Origin of the sequence: Ramlibacter sp. (genome assembly GCF_050250995.1) — a bacterium.
Classification (GTDB): Bacteria; Pseudomonadota; Gammaproteobacteria; order Burkholderiales; family Burkholderiaceae_C; genus Ramlibacter.
The window spans coordinates 21,581-43,060 of record NZ_JBFWNP010000043.1 but is presented as its reverse complement, the minus strand read 5'-3'; the positions used below and the strand labels follow the sequence as shown (position 1 = coordinate 43,060).

The following is a 21,480-nucleotide window of genomic DNA, read 5'->3' as shown; positions in this document are numbered from 1 at the left end:
CGATTCCACCGTCACTCCGGGCCACGCGCGACTGCCCACCATCACGGCGGAACGTTGCCCGCGATCACGATGGAACGCTGCCCGCCATCGCGTGGAATGGGTGCCCGCGATCAGTGGAATAGGCACCCAGGCTCGTGAGATCGAGATCCTTGCCCGTGAAGTGCACTTCACGCACCGTTGGCGGCATCCGGTTGAGGTTGTCGATGACGGCAGGCGGCACCCGGTCGTCCCCGGCCCTCGGGATCATGAGGGCGCGGACGGCTTTCATCTTTCGGTCCGCCTCGTTCGTCGACTTCTGCAGATCCGCTTCGATGGACCGCACCAACTCCGGACACGTGAAGATGACGAGCAACGCGTCGTGCCCGCGCGAGGGGCCGGTCAATAGGGAACCCCACCTGTCGATCAATGCGGCAGGGCCGAATGCGTCCCGCGCTACGTCGACGCTGCGGTACAACGCAGGCGTCACCATGTCGATCTCCGGCCACGACAGACCGTCGACGGCAGCGGCGAGTTCGTCGGGCGACACGTCCATGCGCAGTTCGCCGAACGGTCGGTGAATCGCCTTTTCCGCACGTGTGCAATGCGACCTGAGGTACGTGTCGTTGCCGCGTTTCGGTTCGAAGCGAATTCCTTGTGCCTCTGCCGAAGTGCGCGCGTGAAACTTCAGGGCAAGCAGCCAGGCGCGGTCCGGATCGCCCTGCGCCACCGTGCGATCGATCTCGTCTTTCAGTCCCATCAGAGCGTCGCGATGCGTCCTGGCCTCGTCGGACGCGCTCGTGTCGTCATCTCTGTTCGGGCCCAGCACGCGCACGTTGTCTGGTTCGGCCCACAATTCCAGGAAGACATGATCCAGCGCATGGATCGACATCCCCAACGCCTTTCGGAGGTCGTGCAAACCCTGCGCGGCCGTCGGTGGCGCCACGCATCCTGTCCGCTCGGCGTCGCTCGCCAGATAGCCCGACACGATGTTCCGGATTCCCGCGATCCGGCCCAGAGTCGGCACTGCCACCAACCGCCCGGCTCGCAGCGTCGCACCGGACGCCGTCATCGGCGGGATCCTGGGGTCGGCGGGGACGGCGGGGTCCTGGACCTGGGCGGCCCGGATGCAGCAGTCGCGGGTCAATTTGCCGATCATGTCGCGCCAGCGGACCGGATGTCCCAGGGGCCGCCGGTGTAGTGGACATGGAAAGTTGCCCCGGGCGGCAAGATCACTGCCGCAGGCCCTTCGCTGTGGAGGTGCGCGTCCGCCAGACGCCCAGGCTCGTCCGTCGAAAGACCGAGTCGCGAGAGGTCGATGTCGCTGCCCTCGAAGTGGACCTCGGCAAAGTGACCCGCGTTGACGTTGTCGATCACCTCGCGCGACACACGGCCATCCGGCGACGGCGGCACGGTGAGCCTGTCGAAGCCTCCGGGCATGCCCATGTCCCGCGCGATGGCCCCGCAGACCTCGGGCGACGTCAGGAGAGCGATCAGGTCCTGGATGCCGCGAGTTTGCGTGAGGCCCGCTCCGAGCGTGTCCACGATCTTCCGCGGGTCATACCCGCTGCGCCCTTCACTGTCATTCACGCAACCCGGTAGCAGGGGCTCCACGCGGCGCGCCTCGTCCGGCGTCAGGCCATCGAAGGCCGCGGCGGCGATGGGGTGGGGCTCAATGAAAGTGTCGCTGATGCGAATCCTGGCCGCGAGCCGCGAGAGAACGTCGTTGTGCCAGGCCATCGCAGCGTCCGCGAACCTTCTGGGAATCAGCGCTTTCACGTTCGCGATGGCATCGTGATGCGTCCTCAGTCCGGCTTCGCGCGCTTGCTCCAGATCGAGCACGCTGACGTGATCCCCCTCGGCGGCGGCAGCGGCGATCTTCTTCTCGTAACTCCGAAGCTCATCGAGCAGCGCACGCACGGGCTTCCCAAGTTTCTCGCATTCCTCCCGTGCCCCGACGATCGCTCCATGATCCTCGAGGTAGTCCCCCGCGAAGTCGATTTCACTCGCCGCGGTCTCCACTTCCGCGTTGAGCTCTCTGAAGTCCCCCGGGTCCTGAGGGGTGCGGAGATAGCCCATCGTGATCACTCGCAGGTCTCCGTCCAGGGCCGGGGACGGGCTGGTGCGACCTGCGACCAGCGCCCGCACGGTGTCCGGCATGGGTCTTGGGGGTACTTGCTCCCCAGCGGTGGGAATCGAGCTGCTTTTGTACAGGGAACCGAGAGTGCGTGTGAACATGATGAAAACGCTTCATGAAGTTGGGGGTGCCATGGTGATGAGCGAAGGATGAGCCGTCACCAGACCGAGGTCTCCGACCAAGTTCCCAAATGGCGTTCTGGTTGACGACAATGCGGCGGCCAAAATACTTGACGCCAATCAAGCGCGAGGTTGCAGACTTCGCAATCACAGTCGAGCGGGATGGGATCCGCATCGCGGACATGTTCGCCATGATCGATCGCCCGGCCTCCGCGACGCAGGTCGTGCTCGCGTAGCGGCTCGCCGGTCCTGAAGCGGCACGGTCATCCGGGTCGACGTGGGCCGTCGGCAGGGAGTAGCGCAGCGGGGTCGATCCGGAACCACTCGCGACCGTCAAGCGCCTCCGAAACGATCAGCGGCTTGGGAAGGTGCGTGAACTTGTTCTTCAACAGCCGGAACTCGTTGCGTCGCAGGAGGGGCCCGGATGGTAGAAGCTCTCCGAGCAAAGACGAAGTTCCAGGCCAGGGATCTGGTTTCGATAGCGCTCCGGCGCCAGGGCCAGATCGGCCTCCCGACGATCGGCAAGTTGCCGATCAGGTCGCCATCCGATGAAGTGGAGGAAGGTCCTAATCTTCTTTCGATTCGGCTTCTCTCCAGGCCGGGATCGCACAGAGCGGAGGGGGCTTCGTCGAATGCGTATTTCGGGGCGGGGCCTTGTCGTCCGCGAAGCAGACGAGAAACTCGCCACGGATGGTGAGATCGAAGTCGGCATGCGGCAGCAGCGCAACCGCCCTTTCAGCATGCGGGTTCGATAGATGCAAGCCCTCCAGGTGAGGGTGCGGTCCCTTCTCGAGGCCGCGCAAGTCGAAGAAACTTCCCTCGAAGCAGACTGTGCGCAAGTAGCGCGACGCGTTGATGTTGTCGACGACGGCCGACCCCACGTCTTCGTTCCGCGACGCGGGAACAACGAGAAACTCGATTTCGACCGGTTGACCACGACTGTCTTTCAACTCCATGTCTCTCGCGACACTCTCCAGGAGCGGCGGCGCCGTGAAGAGCTCGATCAAGGCATCGCGACCGTGCTTGCGATTCTCGAGTCCCGGATGAGCGATCAGCAATCTTCGGGGATGGAACTCAAACTGCTCCCGACCATCCGCGGCCCCGACTTTAACGATGAAGTGGCGAATGGATTGCGATGCATCGGTGCCTTCCGCATGCGTCAGACATGCGGGCAACTTGCGGCGCGCACTCTCGATCGAACCGGATCGGGGCACGACGTGGGCGAGCGATCCGCGACAGACGTCGTCGGAACTCTTGCCGGACACGCAGGGATGGGTTGCCATCTTGCGCACGAATGCGACCGACTTCTCGTGACTTCGGAGGGCGATCCTCAGGGCCCAGGCGTCATTGACCGCGCGCTTCACTCGCCCTCGGTCGAGAAGAAGCTGATCCAGCCGTTCGCTCAACTTCCGCGTGAAGTCCGCAATCGGCCCGCACGCCGAGCGGGTGGATTTTTCAAGTTCGAGTTTTGCCACATGGGAATTCAGTGCGCCGATCACCTTGTCGGTCTTGCGGATGGCTTGATCGAAATCCGCCAGGACATCCGCCCTGGTCGCCGTTCTCGCGGGACGCTGGTGGACGAGCGCGGCATGCGTATGCAGCATTTCCGGAGCTGGACGAGCGCGCGCCCTCTGGCCCGATGTGACGTCACTCGCCCCACAGCAGTTCCAATGCCGACCGACAGGGATCATGCTGACCTCCCAGCAAAGTTGAAGGCCCTCGATCTTCTGCCGCAGCACATCGCAGCGTCTTCAGATAAAGGTCTTGCCGGCACGGCGCGATGACATCGCCGCGACTCGTCCCCTCCCGCGCATGCTGGAGACCTTTCTCCCGTGCGACGTCGGCAGGTCACTAGACGGGAACCCAGTCGTCTTTCTGCTCGCCCGGGGACGCCGATCTTGGCCGGACGGCAGCCGGATCAGGCAATCTACGCACATCCCAAGGGCCATGACAGGACACCCTGTGCTTGATGCCGTGCGGAAGGCACGCTCGGGCAACTTCGCTGCTGTCGTTGTGGAGATGCACGCGGCGGCCAGGACCGACCAGTGGACTGAGATCGAGGTCCGTTCCCGTGAAGTGAACGCTTTTCAGCAGCGTCTGGTGGTTGACGTTGAACAGCACGGACTCCGCAACGGTGCCTTCGGAGTTCTGCGGAACGTGCAGCGTCTGCAGAATTCCCAATCCCTGGTCAGTGGCGAGTTTCGCCACGAGACTCGGCATCGTGAGGAGGGCAATCAGATCGTCCTCGCTGCGATGGTGACCGGTGAGGGCATGCGCAAACGTCCGGAACAGTTCGCGCGGGTCGTAAGTGCGCTTCGGCGCATGGACAGCCGCCTTCAAGTCGGGGACGAGGGCGAGGGCCTGTTCCCGGGAGAGGCCCTCCAATGCACGGACGTTGCTGTCCGGACCGAACACCGCCCGTTGGCCGAACAGGCTTAGCGCTTTCACCATGGGCGTGACAACCGCCTGGCTGAGGGCGTGGCGCGGTCCGTCCCGTTCCAGCTCTTTGGCGAGCAGCGTGGAACTCTTGCAACATGCTTCCATGATTATTTAAACGGCATGCACGTCGTACCGCGCGATGGCTTCCTGGAGCTGGGCCTGGTCTTGCCGCAGGGCTGCGCAGTACCGCTCGACCTTCGCGGCGCAGGACTCGAGCCCGTGCGAGGCCTCGTAGTCGTGTTCGTGATCGCGTCCAAGGTGGTGCACGTATTCGGGGGCGATGTGGACCAGGCGCTCCAGCTCCGCGAGCGCGCATTCCAGAGTTGCCAGTGGCACGGGGGGGCGTCCACGAACGAGCGCTTCGACGCTGGCGAGCATCTCGCCCGACTCTTCGCCCTCCGGCGGCCGAACTCCCGGCACATATTGAACGTCCGGACCATGCGGAACGTTCCGAACCACCGGAGCGTCCTGCACATTTGGAAGACGTACGCAGCAAGCAAGGAACATATCGGACTTTCGTAAACGTTTGAAGAGAAGCAGGTGCCTGTATCGACACCGCGAGGAAAGATCCGATTCTGAGATGGTGACCGATCGCCGCCCACTGTACGGAAGTGCGTCCGTAAGCTGGAGGCACGGCGTGGACAAAGCCTTCTCGGGCGACATGGGACATCGAGGCGTTCGGCTCCCCGAAGCGCTGGGTCGAGCCGAATCCGCTATCCGTCAGCACGCTGCGGAGCCTGACCGAACTACTCAGCTACGCTGCCTCTTCACCGGTCGCTCGGACCGCTCCAGGAACGCGGGCGACGGCGGTCGAAGCGCTTCGACATTGATGCGGAACCACTTGCGCAGCCCATCCTCTCGGTGATCGATCAGGCCGCCATGAAGATGCTCGAATTTATTCTTCATCTGCGTCAGCTCGGCGGAGAGGCCTCCGGGCCCGAGTCGTTTTTGCAGAGCATCCTGATGCATCCAGCCGGTGCCGGGATGGCGCATCGCATCGACGGCCAGTTCCTTCACCAGCAACCAGGCGCGCGGCGTCAGAACGCGAGGCGCCGAAATCGGCGGCTGGGTGCTGTAGTCCGGTGTCCTGACGCTGCAGATCAGGTCTTCGGCGTCAGGGTCCGGACGCACAAGATGCAAGGTGAGGCCATCGACGAGACTGCGGAAGCTTGCCGGGTGGGCCGAGAGCTCTTGAACGCGAGCAAGGCTCATCGTGCGCGACTCGTTTCGAGCTTGCACCATGGCGTGCGCCCTGGCACTTCGCGGCGCCGATGCCGCGTGCGAGGTCTCGTTCGCGGACTCCGGTTCGCGCGCCGCGCCGGTCACGGGCATGGGTTCGGGCTCTGGCTCGGACGTGGACACGGCCTCATCGGCAGTCTCGGGCGCGCGGACCGCGAGTACCGGTGTCGGCGGCCAGTTCCGAAACGCCAAGGCGTACAGTTCCATCTGTCGTTGCTGGGCCACCAGCGCCCCGAGCTCGCCGCCCGCCAGCGCCAAGAGCGATTGCGCTTCATCGGGAACCTCGACGGCGTACGGCAGCGGATCGGCGACCGGCTGCGAATCCATCGTGCTGCGTGCCGCGGCGGCCCAGCCCTCGAACGGGTCGGAGGACACGTCGCAACTATGCGTGAAGTCCACGTGGCCGGAATCGTCGTCCTGTGGATCGTTGGGCGCGTCGATCGAAGTCCCGGACGGACCGGGCTCGATCGACTGCAGCGTCTGTTCCGGTGGGTCGGGGAAGCTGAATCCGGGGCAAGGTAGATGTCCGATCATGCGCGATGGTCTCGCGCACGACGAGGGAAATCTACAGACGGACGGGTGCAAGCTGCACGCGATGCGCCGTCGGATCAGAGCCCAGTATTCCAGCCTTCGCCAGTGCGTCGTCGCCATCCACGCCGAACTGCATCCGCGTCACAATGACATCCCCGCGATTTGTCCCCGCAGAGACAAGGCCGTGTTGCGATGCAACACACACCCACTAGAATCCCAAAAATCGCACGCCCGTTCTTTTCCGCAGGAGACGCCATGACGGCTGAATACAAGGTGCACGGCGACGTCGCCGTGATCACGATGAACAATCCGCCGGTCAACGGCCTGGGCTACGCCACCCGCGTCGGCATCGCGCAGGGGCTCGAGAAGGCCAACGACGATCCGGCCGTGAAGGCCGTCGTGCTGACGGGCGCCGGCAAGGCGTTTTCGGGCGGCGCGGACATCAAGGAGTTCGGCACGCCCAAGGCGCTGGGCGAGCCCAACCTGCTGTCGATCATCCTGGCCATCGAGGGCTCGGCCAAGCCGGTTGTCGCGGCGATCCACTCGGTCGCGATGGGCGGCGGCCTGGAGCTCGCGCTCGGCTGCCACTACCGCGTCGCCGCGCCCGGTTGCAGCGTCGCGCTGCCCGAAGTCAAGCTGGGCCTGATCCCCGGCGCGGGCGGCACGGTGCGGCTGCCTCGCGTGCTGGGCGTGGAGCCCGCGCTGAACATGATGGTCTCGGGCGAAGCGGTCAAGAGCGAGATGCTCGCGCAGCTGCCGGGCCAGAAGCTCTTCGACAAGATGGCGTCGTCGGCCGAATCGCTCGGCGAGGAAGCCATTGCGTTCGCGCGTTCCGTCGCCGACAAGCGCCCGCTGCCGCGCGTGCGCGACCTTCCGTGCAAGCATCCGCTGGGCGACGCGTACTTCCAGTTCGCGCGCAACATGGTCGCGGGCATGTCGAAGAATTTCCCGGCTCCCCTGAAGAACGTCGACGTGGTGGAGAACGCGACGAAGCTGAAGTTCGACGAGGCACTCGCGAAAGAGCGCGAGATCTTCCTCTCCCTGATGCAGTCACCGGAGTCGCGCGCCCTGCGCCACCTCTTCGTCTCCGAACGCGCCGCGTCGAAGATCGCGGACGTGCCGGACGACACGCCGAAGCGCGCGGTGGACAAGGTCGCCGTCATCGGCGCGGGCACCATGGGCGGCGGCATCGCGATGAACTTCCTCAACGCGGGTATTCCGGTGACGATGCTCGAGATGAAGCAGGAGGCGCTCGACCGCGGCGTGGCCACCATCCGCAAGAACTACGAGGCGCAGGTCAAGAAGGGCAAGCTCAAGCAGGACAAGTACGACCAGCGCATGGGTCTGCTCAAGACCACGCTGTCCTACGACGAGATCAAGGATGCCGACCTCGTGATCGAGGCCGTGTTCGAAGAGCTGGGCGTGAAGCAGAAAGTCTTCGAGAAGCTCGACGAGGTGATGAAGCCCGGCGCGATCCTCGCGTCCAACACCTCCACGCTCGACGTCGACAAGATCGCCGCGTTCACGAAGCGTCCGCAGGACGTCGTGGGCCTGCATTTCTTCAGCCCTGCCAACGTGATGAAGCTGCTCGAAGTCGTGCGCGGCGCGAAGACGGGCAAGGACGTGATGGCGACCGTCATGGGCGTCGCGAAGAAGATCAAGAAGACCGCGGTGGTCTCCGGCGTGTGCGACGGCTTCATCGGCAACCGCATGATCGAACAGTACAGCCGGCAGGCCGGCTTCCTGCTCGACGAGGGCGCGACGCCGCAGCAGGTGGACAAGGCCATCGAGCGCTTCGGCTTCGCCATGGGTCCGTTCCGCATGGGCGACCTCGCGGGCAACGACATCGGCTGGGCGATCCGCAAGCGCCGCGCGACCGAGCGCGCCGACATGAAGTACAGCAAGACGGCCGACAAGCTCTGCGAGCTGGGTCGGTTCGGCCAGAAGACCGGCGCGGGCTGGTACGACTACCAGGCCGGCAAGCGCGATGCGATCCCGTCGAAGGTGGTCGACGACATGATCGTCGCGCACCGCAAGGAGCTCGGCATCGAGCCGCGCAAGATTTCCGACGAGGAAATCGTGCAGCGGCTGGTGTTCTCGCTCGTCAACGAGGGTGCGCACATTCTCGAAGACGGCATCGCCGCGCGGGCGAGCGATATCGACATGGTGTACATCACGGGTTACGGTTTCCCGATGCATCGCGGCGGGCCGATGCTCTATGCGGATCAGACCGGCCTCTTCAACGTGGTGCAGGCCATGAAGCGCTTCCAGCGCAACCCGCGCGACGACGCGAAATTCTGGGAGCCGGCGCCGCTGCTGGCGCGCCTCGCGGCCGAAGGCAAGAACTTCAACTGACAAGGAATCCGACATGACCAACGCAGTGATCGTCTCCACCGCCCGCACCCCGCTCACCAAGAGCTGGAAGGGCGCCTTCAATATGACGCACGGCGCCACGCTCGGCGGCCATGCGGTCAGGCATGCGGTGCAGCGCGCCGGCATCGACCCCGCGGCCGTCGAGGACGTGCTGATGGGCTGCGCCAACCCCGAAGGCGCGACCGGCGGCAACATCGCGCGCCAGATCGCGCTGATGGCCGACCTGCCGATCACCGTGTCGGGCATGACGATCAACCGCTTCTGCTCTTCGGGCCTGCAGACGATCGCGATGGCCTCGCAGCGCATCATCGCGGGCGAAGGCGAGGTGTATGTCGCCGGCGGCGTCGAGAGCATTTCCTGCGTGCAGCAGGTGATGAACAAGCACATGCTGAGCGACCCGGCGCTGGAGAAGAAGAAGCCCGAGATCTACTGGTCCATGCTCCAGACCGCCGAGCAGGTGGCCAAGCGCTACGGCGTGAGCAAGGACGCGCAGGACGAGTACGGCGCGGCGAGCCAGCAGAAGGCGTGCGCGGCGCAAGAGGCCGGCAAGTTCAAGGACGAGATCGCCCCGATCACCGTGACGACCGGCGTGGCCGATGCGGTGATGGGCCTGACGACCAAGGAAGTGACCGTGTCGCGGGACGAGGGCCTGCGCGCCGGCACGACGAAGGAAGGCATCAGCGGCATCAAGCCTGCGATGCCGGGCGGCGTGATCACCGCCGGCAACGCAAGCCAGTTCTCCGACGGCGCGGGCGCGTGCGTCGTGGTGAGCGAAGAGTATGCGAGCCGCAACAATCTCAAGCCGATGGGCCGCTTCCTCGGCTTCGCGGTGGCGGGCTGCGAGCCCGACGAAATGGGCATCGGCCCGGTGTTCGCGGTGCCGAAGGTGCTGTCGCGCCTCGGCCTCAAGGTGTCGGACATCGACCTGTGGGAGCTGAATGAAGCCTTCGCGGTGCAGGTGCTCTACTGCCGCGACAAGCTGGGCATTCCGGCGGACCGGCTGAATGTGAATGGCGGCGCGATCGCGGTCGGGCATCCGTATGGGGTTTCCGGCCAGCGCCTGACCGGCCACGCGCTCATCGAAGGCAAGCGCCGCGGCGCCAAGCGCGTCCTGGTGACCATGTGCATCGGCGGCGGCATGGGCGCGGCGGGGGTGTTCGAAGTCCTCTGAACGTCATTCCCGCCTTCGCGGGGATGACGGCACGTTGCACCATGGCGTTCCGGTCCACGCTCGACTTCCTGCTGTACGACTGGCTGCAGGCGCCTCGCCTGAGCGAGCGCGAGCGCTTCGCCGAGCACTCGCGCGAAACCTTCGACGCGGTGCTCGACACCTGCGAGCGCATCGCGCGCGACAAGTACGCGCCGTTCAACCGTCTGGTGGACACGGAGGAGCCGCGCGCCGTCGACGACGGGCAGGGCGGCCTGAAGGTCGTGCAGCCGCAGGCGACGCACGATGCGTGGCGTGCGTATGCGGAGTCCGGCATGCTCAGCGCGGCGCAGGACTACGACATCGGCGGCATGCAGTTGCCGTACACCGTGGAGGCCGCGGCCGGCACGTTCTTCGCGCTCGCGTCGGTGAGCATCGGCGGCGGGCTGCTCACCATCGGCAATGCGAACCTGCTCATGGCGCACGGCACCGCGATGCAGAAGCAGGTGTTCGCGCTCAACGAGTTCAATGGGCGCTGGTCGGGGACGATGGCGCTGTCCGAACCGCAGGCGGGGTCGTCGCTGTCCGATGTGGCGACGCGGGCCGTGCCGGACGGCGACGGGTTCGAAGGCGATCCGCTCGGGCCGCGCTACCGGCTCAAGGGCAACAAGATGTGGATCTCCGCCGGCGAGCACGACCTCGCTGAAAACATCGTGCATCTGGTGCTCGCGAAGATCCCGGATGCCGAGGGCAAGCTGGTGCCGGGCACACGCGGCATCTCATTGTTCATCGTGCCGAAGAAGCTGGTCGATGTCGAAAGCCGTCTCACCGGCGAGCGCAACGACGTCGCGCTCGCGGGGCTGAACCACAAGCTCGGCTGGCGCGGCACGACCAACACGCTGCTGAACTTCGGCGAAGGCAGGTATCCGGTGAACGGGAAGGCCGGCGCCGTCGGCTACCTCGTCGGCAAGCCCGGCGAAGGCTTGCGCTGCATGTTCCACATGATGAACGAGGCGCGCATCGGCATCGGCCTCGCGGCGACGGGACTCGGTCTTGCGGGCTACTACGCTTCGCTCGAGTACGCCAGGGGGCGGCCGCAGGGCCGGCCGGTCGGGCCGGCGGGCAAGGATCCGTCGCAGCCGCAGGTGCGGATCGTCGAGCACGCCGACGTGAAGCGCATGCTGCTCGCGCAGAAGTCGTACTGCGAAGGCGCCCTCGCGCTGCTGCTGTATTGCGCGCGGCTCGTCGACGAACAGCACACCGGCACGCCGGAGGCCGCCGACGACGCAAGGCTGCTGCTCGAGGTGCTGACGCCGATCGCCAAGAGCTGGCCGAGCGAGAATCTGCTCGAAGCGAATTCGCTCGCGATCCAGATCCACGGCGGCTACGGCTACACGCGCGACTTTCCGGTGGAGCAGTACTGGCGCGACCAGCGGCTCAACATGATCCACGAGGGCACGCACGGCATCCAGGCGGCCGACCTGCTCGGCCGCAAGGTGGTGATGGAAGGCGGCAAGGGGCTTTCGCTGCTCGCGGCGCGCGTCAACGCGACGATCGAGCGGGCGATCCACGTCCCCGAACTGGCCGAACATGCGAACGCGCTGGGCAGCGCCCTCCAGAAGGTCGGCGCCGCCACCCAATCCGCATGGGCCACCGCGCAGCCGGGGGACGCGCTCGCGAACGCCGTCCCCTACATGCAGGCCTTCGGCCACATGGTCATCGCCTGGATGTGGCTCGACGTGCTCTGCGTCGACGCGAAGGACGAAGGCAGGGCGCGCGCTGCGCGATACTTCTTCCACTACGAACTGCCGAAAATCGGCGCGTGGCTGCGGGTCGTGGAGACGCGCGACCGGACCTGCGCCGACATGCCGGAGGACGCGTTCTGACGCGCGCCTTCCTTCAACCGAATTCGCGAAAAGCAATGAATCGAACCATCCAGCAACTCTTCGACCTCGCGGGCAAGACGGCCCTCGTCACCGGCGGCTCGCGCGGCCTCGGCCTGCAGATGGCCCATGCGCTCGGCGAGGCCGGCGCGCGCGTCGTGCTCAGCTCGCGCAAGGCGGCCGACCTCGAGGAGGCCGTGGCCGAGCTGCAGGCCGCGGGCATCGACGCGCGCTGGATCGCCGCCGACTGCTCGAAGGAGGACGACATCCGCCGCCTGGCCGACGAAACGCTTGAGCGCGTGGGCGAGGTCGACATCCTCGTCAACAACGCCGGCGCGGCGTGGGGCGCGCCCGCGGAGGACTACCCCATCGACGCATGGGACAAGGTCATGAACCTCAACATCCGCGGCTATTTCATCCTGAGCCAGCACATCGCCAAGCGCAGCATGATTGCGCGCAAGTCGGGGCGCATCATCAACATCGCCTCCATCGCCGGGCTCGGCGGCAACCCCGCCGATCACCGCACCATCGCCTACAACACGTCCAAGGGCGCGGTGATCACGTTCACGCAGGCGCTCGCCTGCGAATGGGGCCGCTACGGCATCACCGTCAACGCGATCTGCCCCGGCTTCATCCCGAGCAAACTGACCAAAGGCACGCTCGACAAGATCGGCGACGAACTCGTCCGCCGAACGCCGCTGCTCAAGCTGGGCGACGACGAGGACCTGAAGGGCACCGCGCTCCTCTTCGCCTCCGACGCGGGCAAGCACATCACCGGCCAGTGGCTGGCCATCGACGGCGGCATGAGCGCCGTGGCGGGGGGCTGAGATGGCGGGCAGCATCGGCTTCGGCGTCGCGATCCCCTTCGTCGACCATCTCGGCATCACGCTCGTATCGTTCGACGACGGGCTGTCCGAACTTGCTTTCGACCCGCGTCCCGAGCACGAGAACTCGCTCGAGATCGTGCATGGCGGCGCGCTCATGACGCTGCTCGACGTGACGATGTGCGCCGCGGCGCGCAGTGTGCAGAAGTCGTCGGGCGTCATCACCATCGAGATGAAGACGAACTTCATGCAGGGCGCACGCGGGCCGCTGCGCGGCAAGGGCCGGCTCATGCACCGCACGGGGAAGATGGCCTTCGCCGAGGCGACGGTCTTCGATGCCCAGGGCCGCGCTTGCGCGCATGCGACCGGCACGCTGAAATACGTCCAGGCGCCCACCGCCGCCATCGGGACCGATTAGGAGAATCGCCATGCCGCAGAACCAGCAGATCCTGCTCGACAACCGCCCGCAGGGCGAAGCCAGCGCTTCGAACTTCAAGACGATCACCTCGGAGACGCCCGCGCTGCAGGACGGCCAGGTGCTCGTGCGCCACCACTTCCTCAGCCTCGACCCGTACATGCGCGGGCGCATGAACGATGCGAAGAGCTATGCCGCGCCGCAGCCGCTGGGCAAGGTGATGCAGGGCGGCACGGCGGGCGAGGTGGTCGAAAGCCGCCACCCGAAGTTCCAGCCCGGCGACAAGGTCGTGGGCATGGGCGGCTGGCAGCTGTACAGCGTGGTCGACGCCAACGCTCCGGGCTCGCTGCGCAAGGTGGACACGACGCACGTTCCGCTGTCGCATTACCTCGGCGCCGTCGGCATGCCCGGCGTGACGGCCTGGTATGGACTCACGCAGGTGATCGAGCCCAAGGCCGGGCAGACCCTCGTGGTCAGCGCGGCGAGCGGTGCGGTCGGCAGTGCCGTCGGCGTGCTCGCCAAGGCGCGCGGCTGCCGCGCGGTCGGCGTCGCGGGCGGGCCGGACAAGTGCAGGTACGTGACCGAGGAACTCGGCTTCGACGCCTGCATCGACTACAAGGCGCACGCCGATGCCGTCGCCCTGTCGAAAGCGCTGGCGGACGTGTGCCCCGACGGCGTCGACGGCTACTTCGAGAACGTCGGCGGCATGGTGACCGACGCCGTGATGCTGCGCACCAACCCGTTCGCGCGCATCGCGGTGTGCGGAATGATCGCGGGCTACGACGGCAAGCCGATCCCGATGGCCTATCCCCAGCTGATCCTCACGAACCGCATGAAGGTGCAGGGCTTCATCGTGAGCGAACACATGGAGGTCTGGCCCGAGGCGCTGAAGGAGCTGGGCCAACTGGTCGGCAGCGGCAGGCTCCGGCCGCGCGAATCGGTGGCGCAGGGGCTGGACGCCGCGCCGGAAGCCTTCCTCGGCATGCTCAAGGGACGCAACTTCGGCAAGCAGCTGGTCAAGCTGGCCTGAGGCCGCGAGGGTTGCCTGCGGGCGCGCATCCGAGCCGGTACAGTGCATGGGCAGGAGCAAGCCGATGCGCGAAACCCATGAAGTGCTGAACCAGGCCGGGGCTCTGGCGGACTACGATCTGTTCGCCTCGAACGCGGCCTTGCGCGCCGCTCTCGCCTTCAACGCGCCGGGGCTCGACGTCGCGCCGCTCGCGAACCTCGGGACGCGGCTTGGAAGTGACGAGATGCAGGCGCATGCGCGCCTGGCCAACATCCACCTGCCCGCACTTCGGACGCATGACCGCGTCGGGCGCCGCATCGACGAGGTCGAGTTTCATCCGAGCTACCACGCGCTGATGGGGGCAGCGGTCGGCTCGGGTCTGCACGGGACTGCATGGATGGGCGAGAGCGCCCACCCGCACGTTCTTCGCGCCGCCGGCTTCATGCTCTTCACCGAGCTCGAGCCTTCGATCCTCTGCCCGATCTCGATGACTTACGCGGTCACGCCCGCGCTGCGCGGCAACGCGGAGATCTTCAACGACTGGGCACCGAAGCTCGCGAGCCGCGAGTACGACCCGGCCCCGAAGCCGTGGCACGAGAAGGCCGGCCTCACCATGGGCATGGGCATGACCGAAAAGCAGGGCGGCTCCGACGTCCGCGCGAACACGACGCGCGCCGAACGCGACGGCGCCGACGCCTGGGGCGAGCGCTACCGCCTCACCGGCCACAAGTGGTTTTTCTCCGCGCCGATGTGCGACGCTTTCCTGGTGCTCGCGCAGTCCGCTTCGGGGCTGAGCTGCTTCTTCCTGCCGCGCCTGCTGAGCGATGGCACGCGCAACGCCATCCGCATCCAGCGGCTGAAGGACAAGCTGGGCAACAAGGCCAATGCGAGTTCCGAAGTCGAGTTCGACAATGCCACCGCCTGGCTCGTGGGCGACGAAGGCCGCGGCATTCCGCAGATTCTCGAGATGGGCACGATGACGCGGCTCGACTGCGCGCTGGGCACGAGTGGGCTCATGCGGCAGGCGCTCTCGCTCGCGCTGCATCACACGCGGCAGCGCAAGGCGTTCGGCAAATACCTCATCGACCAGCCGTTGATGCGCAACGTGCTGGCCGATCTTGCACTGGAGTCCGAGGCGGCGACGGCCGTGTCCCTGCGGCTGGCTCGCGCGTTCGACCGGCGCGCCGACGACGCGCACGAGGCCGCCATGGCGCGGCTGCTCACGCCCATCGCCAAGTTCTGGATCTGCAAGCGAGGCAGCCACTTCGCGCAGGAAGCGATGGAATGCCTGGGCGGCAACGGCTACGTGGAGGAGGGCGGCGAAGGCGTCATGGCGCGCATCTACCGCGAGATGCCGCTCAACTCGATCTGGGAGGGCGCGGGCAACATCATGGCGCTCGACGTGCTGCGCGCGATCCGCAAGGCGGATGCGGCGGCGGCGCTGGAGCACGAGCTTGCGCCGGCGCGCGGCATGCATGCGGCGCTCGACCGGTTCGTCGCCACGCTGCCGGCGCGCATCGAAGCGCTGGCGGGCGAAGGCGAGGCACGCCGGCTCGCGCAGGATGTCGCGCTCGCGGTGCAGGCCGCGCTGCTCGCGCAGACGGCGCCGTCCGACGTGTTCTCTGCCTTCTGCGATTCGCGCCTCGGTGGTGACTGGGGCCACGCCTTCGGCACACTCGGTTCGAGCGCCGGGCTGGACACGATCATCGAACGCGCAATGCCCTGTTCATACCCGCCTCCGCGGGGAGGACAGCCTGTAAAGTCCGCCTGAGACACCAAGGAGTTCCATGCCCGCCGATCTCATCTTCCACCACTACGCCAATTCGCCGTTCTCCGAAAAGATCCGCCTCATCTTCGGATACAAGCAGCTGGCGTGGAAGTCGGTGATCGTGCCCAACATCCTGCCCAAGCCCGACGTCCTCGCCCTCACCGGCGGCTACCGCAAGACGCCGGTGCTGCAGATCGGCGCGGACGTGTACTGCGACACGGCGCTCATCTGCGACGTGCTGGAACACCTGCGGCCCGAGCCCACGCTGTATCCGCCGCACCTCAAGGGCGTCTGCCGCATCTTCGCGCAGTGGGCCGACAACACCCTGTTCTGGGCGGCGATGGGCTACAACTTCCAGCCCAAGGGCGCGGCGCAGGTGTTCGCGCATGCGCCGCCGGACGCGGCGAAGCTCTTCGCCGAGGACCGGAAGTCCATGATGGCGCAGCTCGTGCGGCTGCGCCCGGGCGACGCGACCTCGGCCTACCGCTCCTACCTGCGGCGCATCGCGAACATGGTGGACGAGCACGACTACCTGTTCGGCGCGCAACCCTGCGTCGCGGACTTCGCGGCCTGCCACAGCATCTGGTTCACGCAGACGCAGGTGCCCGTGATGGCGGACATCCTCAATGCCACGCCGTCGGTGGGCGAATGGCTGCAGCGCATGATGTCGCTGGGCCACGGCACGATGGCGCAGTTCGATTCCGCGGGTGCCATCGCGGCCGCGAAGGCCGCCGAGCCGCAGCCGCCCGGCGCGAACTACCTCGTCGACAGCGCCTTCCAGGACGACCACGGCATCCCGCTCGGCGCGCGCGTCGCGGTAGGCGGCGAGAGTTTCGGCCCGGAGCCGACCGAGGGGACGCTCATCGCGGCCACGCGCACGCACTACACGCTGCTTCGCGAGGACGATCGCACGGGCGCGGTTCACGTCCACTTTCCGCGGCTCGGCTACACGTTACGTAAAGTCGAGGCGGGCTGAGTCGCGCGGCGGCGAGGGCCGTACGGATGGGAGCGAATCGAGCGGCATGACCCAGGCATCGGGCTGGTGCGTGTTTCCCACCGCCATCGGCGAGTGCGCGATGGCGTGGAGCGGCGCGTCGCTCGTGGCCGTGCAGCTGCCGGAGTCCTCGACGGAAGCGACGCGCGCACGGATGCGTCGCGCATGTCCCGAGTTGCAAGAGACCGCGCCGCCCGCATTCGTCGTGGTCGCCATGCACCGGGTTCAACGGCTGCTCGAAGGCGAACACGATGACCTCGCCGACCTGCCGCTCGACATGAGGGACGTGCCGCCGTTTCACCGGCGCGTGTACGAAATCGCACGCGCGATACCGCCCGGACGCGTGCGAACCTACGGCGACATTGCAAAAGAGATGGGCGAGCCGGGCGCATCGCGCGCCGTCGGGCAGGCGCTCGGCGCGAATCCGTTCGCGCCGGTCGTGCCCTGCCATCGGATCCTCGCCGCCGGGGGACGCTCGGGCGGCTTCAGTGCCGAGGGCGGTGCGTCGACGAAGTTGAGGATGCTGGAAATCGAACGCGCGCGGTTCGGGGAGTCGCCCGGGCTGTTCGATTGAGATTCAAACCCGCTCGCGCGTCACCCGGTCCCCGAGGATCGGGGGCTCGCCGCGAAACGGGGCCGGGCGGCCATCGAAGCGCGCTTCGAGCTCGGCCAGCCGCGTGTTCAGCGCGCGGTTCATCGCATCGAGCTGCGTGCGGATCTCGCGCTGCGTCTCCAGGCGCGCCTTCTCGAACTCGGTGACGGCGATCGAGTCGCGCTGGCGCATGTCCTTCAGCTGCGTGTCGATGTGGGTGCGCAGCTCGGTGAAGCGCGAGGCCTCGGCGCGGTCGGCCAGGTCGCGCTGGCGCTCCAGCTCCTTGAAGTGGTTGCGCGAATCGAGCAGGTGGCGCGTGTGCATCGCGCCGCCGGCGAGCATGGAAACGACGAGCGTGAGGCCGAGCAGGCTCAAAAGAATCAGGCCGAGCGGCGCTTCGATGATCGCGAGGCCGAAGCTGAGCTGCGACACGCGCTGGAACTCGGGCCAGTTCAGCGCGGCGAAGCCGGCAACGAGCACGATGACGACGAGGAGGAAAACGGTGCGGGCGCGCATGGGAAGCTCCTGACGGGTTGTTCCCCCGATTGTTGGGCTTGCCGGCGCGTCCGGCGTGTCGGAAGGCATCCCGTCCGCGTGTGGCAAACTCGCGCGCTTCTCTCTGTGCGCAACGCACGGCCGCCGTTACAGCCGCTTTACAAATGCAGAAAATCCTGGGGCAGATCGCCTCCGAACTCCGCGTCCGCGAAGAGCAGGTCCGCACCGCGGTCGAGCTGCTCGACGGTGGCGCCACCGTCCCGTTCATCGCCCGCTACCGCAAGGAGGCCACGGGCGGCCTCGACGACATCCAGCTGCGCGAACTCGACGCCCGCCTCGCCTACCTGCGCGAGCTCGAGGAGCGGCGCGAGACCGTATTGAAGAGCATCGACGAGCAGGGCAAGCTCACGCCTGAGCTGCGCGCCGCCATCGAGGGCGCGCCGACCAAGCAGGAGCTGGAAGACCTGTACCTGCCGTTCAAGCAGAAGCGGCGCACCAAGGGCCTGATCGCGCGCGAGGCCGGCATCGAGCCCCTGGCCGACCGGCTGTACGCCGACCCGACGCTCGACCCCGCGACCGAAGCCCTGGCCTTCGTGAAGAAGGAAAAGGGCGAGGGCGGCGAAGACTTCACGACCGTGCCTGCCGTGCTCGACGGCGTGCGCGACATACTCTCCGAACGCTGGGCCGAAGACCCGGCCCTCGTGCAGGCGCTGCGCGAGTGGCTGTGGACCGAGGGGCTGCTGCGTTCCAAGCTGGCGAGCGGCAAGGACGAGAACCATCCCGACGTCGCCAAATTCCGCGACTACTTCGACTACGACGAGCCCATCGGCCGCGCGCCCTCGCATCGCGCGCTGGCGGTGTTTCGCGGACGCTCGCTCGAAATCCTCGACGTCCGGCTCGCGCTGCCGGTGGAGCCCGAGCCGGGCCAGCCCTCGGTGGCCGAGGGGCGCATCGCCCTGCATCTCGGCTGGAGCCACGCAAAGCGCGCTGCCGACGACCTCATCCGCAAGTGCGTGGCGTGGACGTGGCGCGTGAAGCTGTCGCTGTCCACCGAGCGCGATCTCTTCGCCCGCCTGCGCGAGGATGCCGAGAAGGTCGCGATCAAGGTCTTCGCCGACAACCTGCGCGACCTGCTGCTGGCCGCGCCCGCCGGGCCGCGCGTCGTCATGGGCCTGGACCCCGGCATCCGCACGGGCGTGAAGGTCGCCGTGGTCGATGCGACCGGCAAGCTGGTCGAGACGTCGACCGTGTATCCGCACGAGCCGCGCCGCGACTGGGAAGGCTCGCTGCACACGCTCGCGCTGCTGTGCCGCAAGCACGGCGTGAACCTCATCGCCATCGGCAACGGCACCGCGAGCCGCGAGACGGACAAGCTCGCGGCCGACCTGATGAAGCGCGTCGACGGCATGCAGCGCGTGGTGGTGAGCGAGGCGGGCGCGTCGGTGTATTCCGCGAGCGAGTACGCATCGCAGGAGATGCCCGACGTGGACGTGAGCCTGCGCGGCGCGGCCAGCATCGCGCGGCGACTGCAGGACCCGCTGGCGGAGCTCGTGAAGATCGAGCCCAAGTCGATCGGCGTCGGCCAGTACCAGCACGACGTGAACCAGAGCGAACTCAACCGGGCGCTCGACGCGGTGGTGGAAGACTGCGTGAACTCGGTCGGCGTGGACCTCAACACCGCGAGTGCGCCGCTGCTGTCGCGCGTGTCCGGCCTGTCGGGCACGGTCGCGAAGTCGGTCGTGCGCTGGCGCGAATCGCACGGCGCGTTCAGCGACCGCAAGCAGTTGCTCGAGGTGAGCGGCCTCGGCCCGAAGACCTTCGAGCAGAGCGCGGGCTTCCTGCGCATTCGCGGCGGCGCGAACCCGCTCGACATGACGGGCGTCCACCCGGAAACCTACCCCGTGGTCGAGAAGATCCTCGCGCATGCGAAGAAGCCCGTGAGCGAGGTGATGGGCCGCCCCGATGTGCTCAAGGCGCTGCGGCCCGAGCTGTTCGCCAACGAGAAATTCGGCGTCATCACCGTCAAGGACATCCTGGGCGAGCTCGAGAAGCCCGGGCGCGATCCGCGGCCCGACTTCAAGGTCGCGCGCTTCAACGACGGGGTGGAAGACATCGCCGACCTGCGGCCGGACATGGAGCTGGAAGGCACCGTGAGCAACGTGGCGGCTTTCGGTGCGTTCGTCGACCTCGGCGTGCATCAGGACGGACTCGTCCACGTGAGCCAGCTGTCGCACCGCTTCGTGAAGGATGCGCGCGAGGTCGTGAAGACCGGCGACATCGTGAAGGTGCGGGTGCTCGAGGTGGATGCCGCGCGCAAGCGCATCAGCCTGACCATGAAGCTCGGCGATGCGCCGCGCGGCGGCGGCGGCCAGCGCGACAACCGATTCGAAGGCGCGGCGCGCGGTCAGCGCGCGCCGCGGCAGGAACAGCTGGGCACGGCGATGGCGGGCGCGTTCGCCAAACTGCGCGGTCCGATGTGAACGCCTCGCCCGCGCGCGTCCTCGGCTGGGACCTGCTGCGCGGGCTGTGCGCGCTGACGGTGGCGCTCTACCACCTGATGTACTGGCTCCAGATCGCCGAACTGCCGGCGCTGGGCACCTATGGTGTCTATTTGTTCTTCGTGCTGTCGGGCGCGAGCCTCGCGTACAACTACGGCCAGGAGCGCGTGGCGACGCTGGGCGACATGGGGCGGTTTCTCGCCGTCCGCTGGCTGCGGCTCGCGCCGCTCTACATCGCGCTGTGCCTTGCGTATTCGCTCGTCATGGCCGTCATGCAGGGCCGCACGGGTTTCGCGCATCTCGCGGGTCCGCTGCTGCTGAACGCCAGCTTCGCCTTCGGCTTCTACAACCCGTCGCAGACCGCGCTGCTCATCGGCGGCTGGTCCCTGGGCATCGAGTTCGTGTTCTACCTGCTGTATCCGCTGATCGCCTCCGTGCTGCCGTACCGCACGCTGGCGCTCGCCTTGTTCGCCGTGGTCGTCGGCGTGCAGTGGTGGTGGATCGAGCGGACCATCGGCACGCACGGCTGGCTTCCGGCCGTGACCGCGTATCACCAGTTGCCGGCGTTCGGCGCGTACTTCTTCGGCGGCTGCCTGATCGGCTGGTTGCGCCGCACGCAGACGCGCGAATGGACGCTGCCCAGGGGCGTGCTCGCGTGGTGCGGCATGGCGTTTTTGCTCCTCGCGCTGATGCCCGAGAAGCCGGGCGACGAGTTGCTCGGCGCGCGTGGCGCGACCTTGTTCGTGGCGTGCTTCGCGGTGGTCTATGCGAGCGGGCGGGTGGCGGTGAAGGGCCGCCTCGTCAAGTTCGCGCAATGGTTCGGCGACATGACCTACGGCCTGTACCTGCTGCACCCGATCCTGCTGTTCTCGATCCTGTGGTTCGTGCTGCCGCAGGCGCCGCAGATGCCTCTTTCGCTGCGGTGGGCGCTGCTGGCGGCGATCGTTGCGGTGTCCTCGACGGCCGCGACGCTGAGCGAGCGGTACTTCGAAAAGCCGATCCGGCGACGGTTCGCACTCCCTCTTCCGAGGTGAGAGGGAG

At 67.0% G+C, this 21,480-nt stretch carries 19 protein-coding genes; 12 read left to right on the top strand and 7 right to left on the bottom strand.

Annotation, left to right across the window (positions count from 1 at the left end; translation table 11 throughout):
* Positions 1-64: 64 nt before the first annotated feature.
* Both AB7E83_RS21600 and AB7E83_RS21595 read right to left on the bottom strand, forming a co-directional pair.
* Positions 65-1,135 (bottom strand): hypothetical protein, encoded by a 1,071-nt coding sequence (locus tag AB7E83_RS21600; protein WP_428572879.1) that lies wholly within the window; start codon positions 1,133-1,135, stop codon positions 65-67.
* Complete coding sequence (locus AB7E83_RS21595; protein ID WP_428572878.1) at positions 1,132-2,136, bottom strand: hypothetical protein; 1,005 nt, start codon at positions 2,134-2,136, stop codon at positions 1,132-1,134. The genes AB7E83_RS21600 and AB7E83_RS21595 overlap by 4 nt, the downstream gene beginning before the upstream one ends.
* 167 nt (positions 2,137-2,303) lie before the next feature.
* On the opposite strand from AB7E83_RS21595, the gene AB7E83_RS21590 reads away from it, so the two are divergent.
* Positions 2,304-2,468: a hypothetical protein gene (locus AB7E83_RS21590; protein ID WP_428572877.1), complete on the top strand. Its 165-nt coding sequence runs from the start codon at positions 2,304-2,306 to the stop codon at positions 2,466-2,468.
* Between the two features lie 330 nt (positions 2,469-2,798).
* Here AB7E83_RS21590 and AB7E83_RS21585 read toward each other — a convergent pair whose 3' ends face one another.
* The 4 genes from AB7E83_RS21585 to AB7E83_RS21570 all read right to left on the bottom strand — a co-directional run bounded on the left by AB7E83_RS21585 (position 2,799) and on the right by AB7E83_RS21570 (position 6,444).
* Entirely contained in the window at positions 2,799-3,836 is a 1,038-nt protein-coding gene (locus AB7E83_RS21585) for a hypothetical protein (protein WP_428572876.1), read from the bottom strand.
* A 247-nt stretch (positions 3,837-4,083) separates the two neighbouring features.
* Positions 4,084-4,776 carry a hypothetical protein gene (locus AB7E83_RS21580; RefSeq protein ID WP_428572875.1) on the bottom strand — a complete coding sequence of 231 codons (693 nt, stop codon included), beginning with the start codon at positions 4,774-4,776 and terminating at the stop codon, positions 4,084-4,086.
* 6 nt (positions 4,777-4,782) lie between these two features.
* Entirely contained in the window at positions 4,783-5,007 is a 225-nt protein-coding gene (locus AB7E83_RS21575; RefSeq protein ID WP_428572874.1) for a hypothetical protein, read from the bottom strand.
* 414 nt (positions 5,008-5,421) lie between these two features.
* Positions 5,422-6,444: a hypothetical protein gene (locus AB7E83_RS21570; RefSeq protein ID WP_428572873.1), complete on the bottom strand. Its 1,023-nt coding sequence runs from the start codon at positions 6,442-6,444 to the stop codon at positions 5,422-5,424.
* Positions 6,445-6,696: 252 nt separating this feature from the next.
* Between AB7E83_RS21570 and AB7E83_RS21565 the strand changes: the two genes are divergently transcribed.
* From AB7E83_RS21565 to AB7E83_RS21525, 9 genes are all read left to right on the top strand, one after another.
* Positions 6,697-8,796: a 3-hydroxyacyl-CoA dehydrogenase NAD-binding domain-containing protein gene (locus AB7E83_RS21565; protein WP_428572872.1), complete on the top strand. Its 2,100-nt coding sequence runs from the start codon at positions 6,697-6,699 to the stop codon at positions 8,794-8,796.
* A 13-nt stretch (positions 8,797-8,809) separates the two neighbouring features.
* Positions 8,810-9,985 carry an acetyl-CoA C-acyltransferase gene (locus AB7E83_RS21560; RefSeq protein ID WP_428572871.1) on the top strand — a complete coding sequence of 392 codons (1,176 nt, stop codon included), beginning with the start codon at positions 8,810-8,812 and terminating at the stop codon, positions 9,983-9,985.
* 41 nt (positions 9,986-10,026) lie between these two features.
* Positions 10,027-11,847, top strand: a complete 1,821-nt coding sequence (locus AB7E83_RS21555) for an acyl-CoA dehydrogenase (RefSeq protein WP_428572870.1) — start codon at positions 10,027-10,029, stop codon at positions 11,845-11,847.
* A gap of 35 nt (positions 11,848-11,882) precedes the next feature.
* Positions 11,883-12,671 carry an SDR family oxidoreductase gene (locus tag AB7E83_RS21550; protein ID WP_428572868.1) on the top strand — a complete coding sequence of 263 codons (789 nt, stop codon included), beginning with the start codon at positions 11,883-11,885 and terminating at the stop codon, positions 12,669-12,671.
* Between the two features lies 1 nt (position 12,672).
* The gene (locus tag AB7E83_RS21545; protein WP_428572867.1) at positions 12,673-13,086 is read left to right on the top strand and encodes a PaaI family thioesterase; all 414 of its coding nucleotides are present in this window, start codon (positions 12,673-12,675) and stop codon (positions 13,084-13,086) included.
* Positions 13,087-13,096: 10 nt separating this feature from the next.
* Positions 13,097-14,113 (top strand): NADP-dependent oxidoreductase, encoded by a 1,017-nt coding sequence (locus AB7E83_RS21540; RefSeq protein ID WP_428572866.1) that lies wholly within the window; start codon positions 13,097-13,099, stop codon positions 14,111-14,113.
* A 64-nt stretch (positions 14,114-14,177) separates the two neighbouring features.
* A complete protein-coding gene (locus AB7E83_RS21535) occupies positions 14,178-15,863 on the top strand; it encodes an isovaleryl-CoA dehydrogenase (RefSeq protein WP_428572865.1) in 1,686 nt (561 codons plus the stop codon).
* 16 nt (positions 15,864-15,879) lie between these two features.
* Positions 15,880-16,836, top strand: a complete 957-nt coding sequence (locus tag AB7E83_RS21530; protein ID WP_428572864.1) for a glutathione S-transferase family protein — start codon at positions 15,880-15,882, stop codon at positions 16,834-16,836.
* A 46-nt stretch (positions 16,837-16,882) separates the two neighbouring features.
* A complete protein-coding gene (locus AB7E83_RS21525) occupies positions 16,883-17,428 on the top strand; it encodes a methylated-DNA--[protein]-cysteine S-methyltransferase (RefSeq protein WP_428572863.1) in 546 nt (181 codons plus the stop codon).
* 3 nt (positions 17,429-17,431) lie between these two features.
* Here the strand turns inward: AB7E83_RS21525 and AB7E83_RS21520 are convergent, their stop codons facing one another.
* A complete protein-coding gene (locus AB7E83_RS21520) occupies positions 17,432-17,962 on the bottom strand; it encodes a hypothetical protein (protein ID WP_428572862.1) in 531 nt (176 codons plus the stop codon).
* A gap of 143 nt (positions 17,963-18,105) precedes the next feature.
* Here AB7E83_RS21520 and AB7E83_RS21515 point away from each other — a divergent pair, with 143 nt between their 5' ends.
* A complete protein-coding gene (locus tag AB7E83_RS21515) occupies positions 18,106-20,421 on the top strand; it encodes a Tex family protein (protein ID WP_428572861.1) in 2,316 nt (771 codons plus the stop codon).
* Entirely contained in the window at positions 20,418-21,473 is a 1,056-nt protein-coding gene (locus tag AB7E83_RS21510; protein WP_428572860.1) for an acyltransferase family protein, read from the top strand. The genes AB7E83_RS21515 and AB7E83_RS21510 overlap by 4 nt, the downstream gene beginning before the upstream one ends.
* Positions 21,474-21,480: the final 7 nt, after the last annotated feature.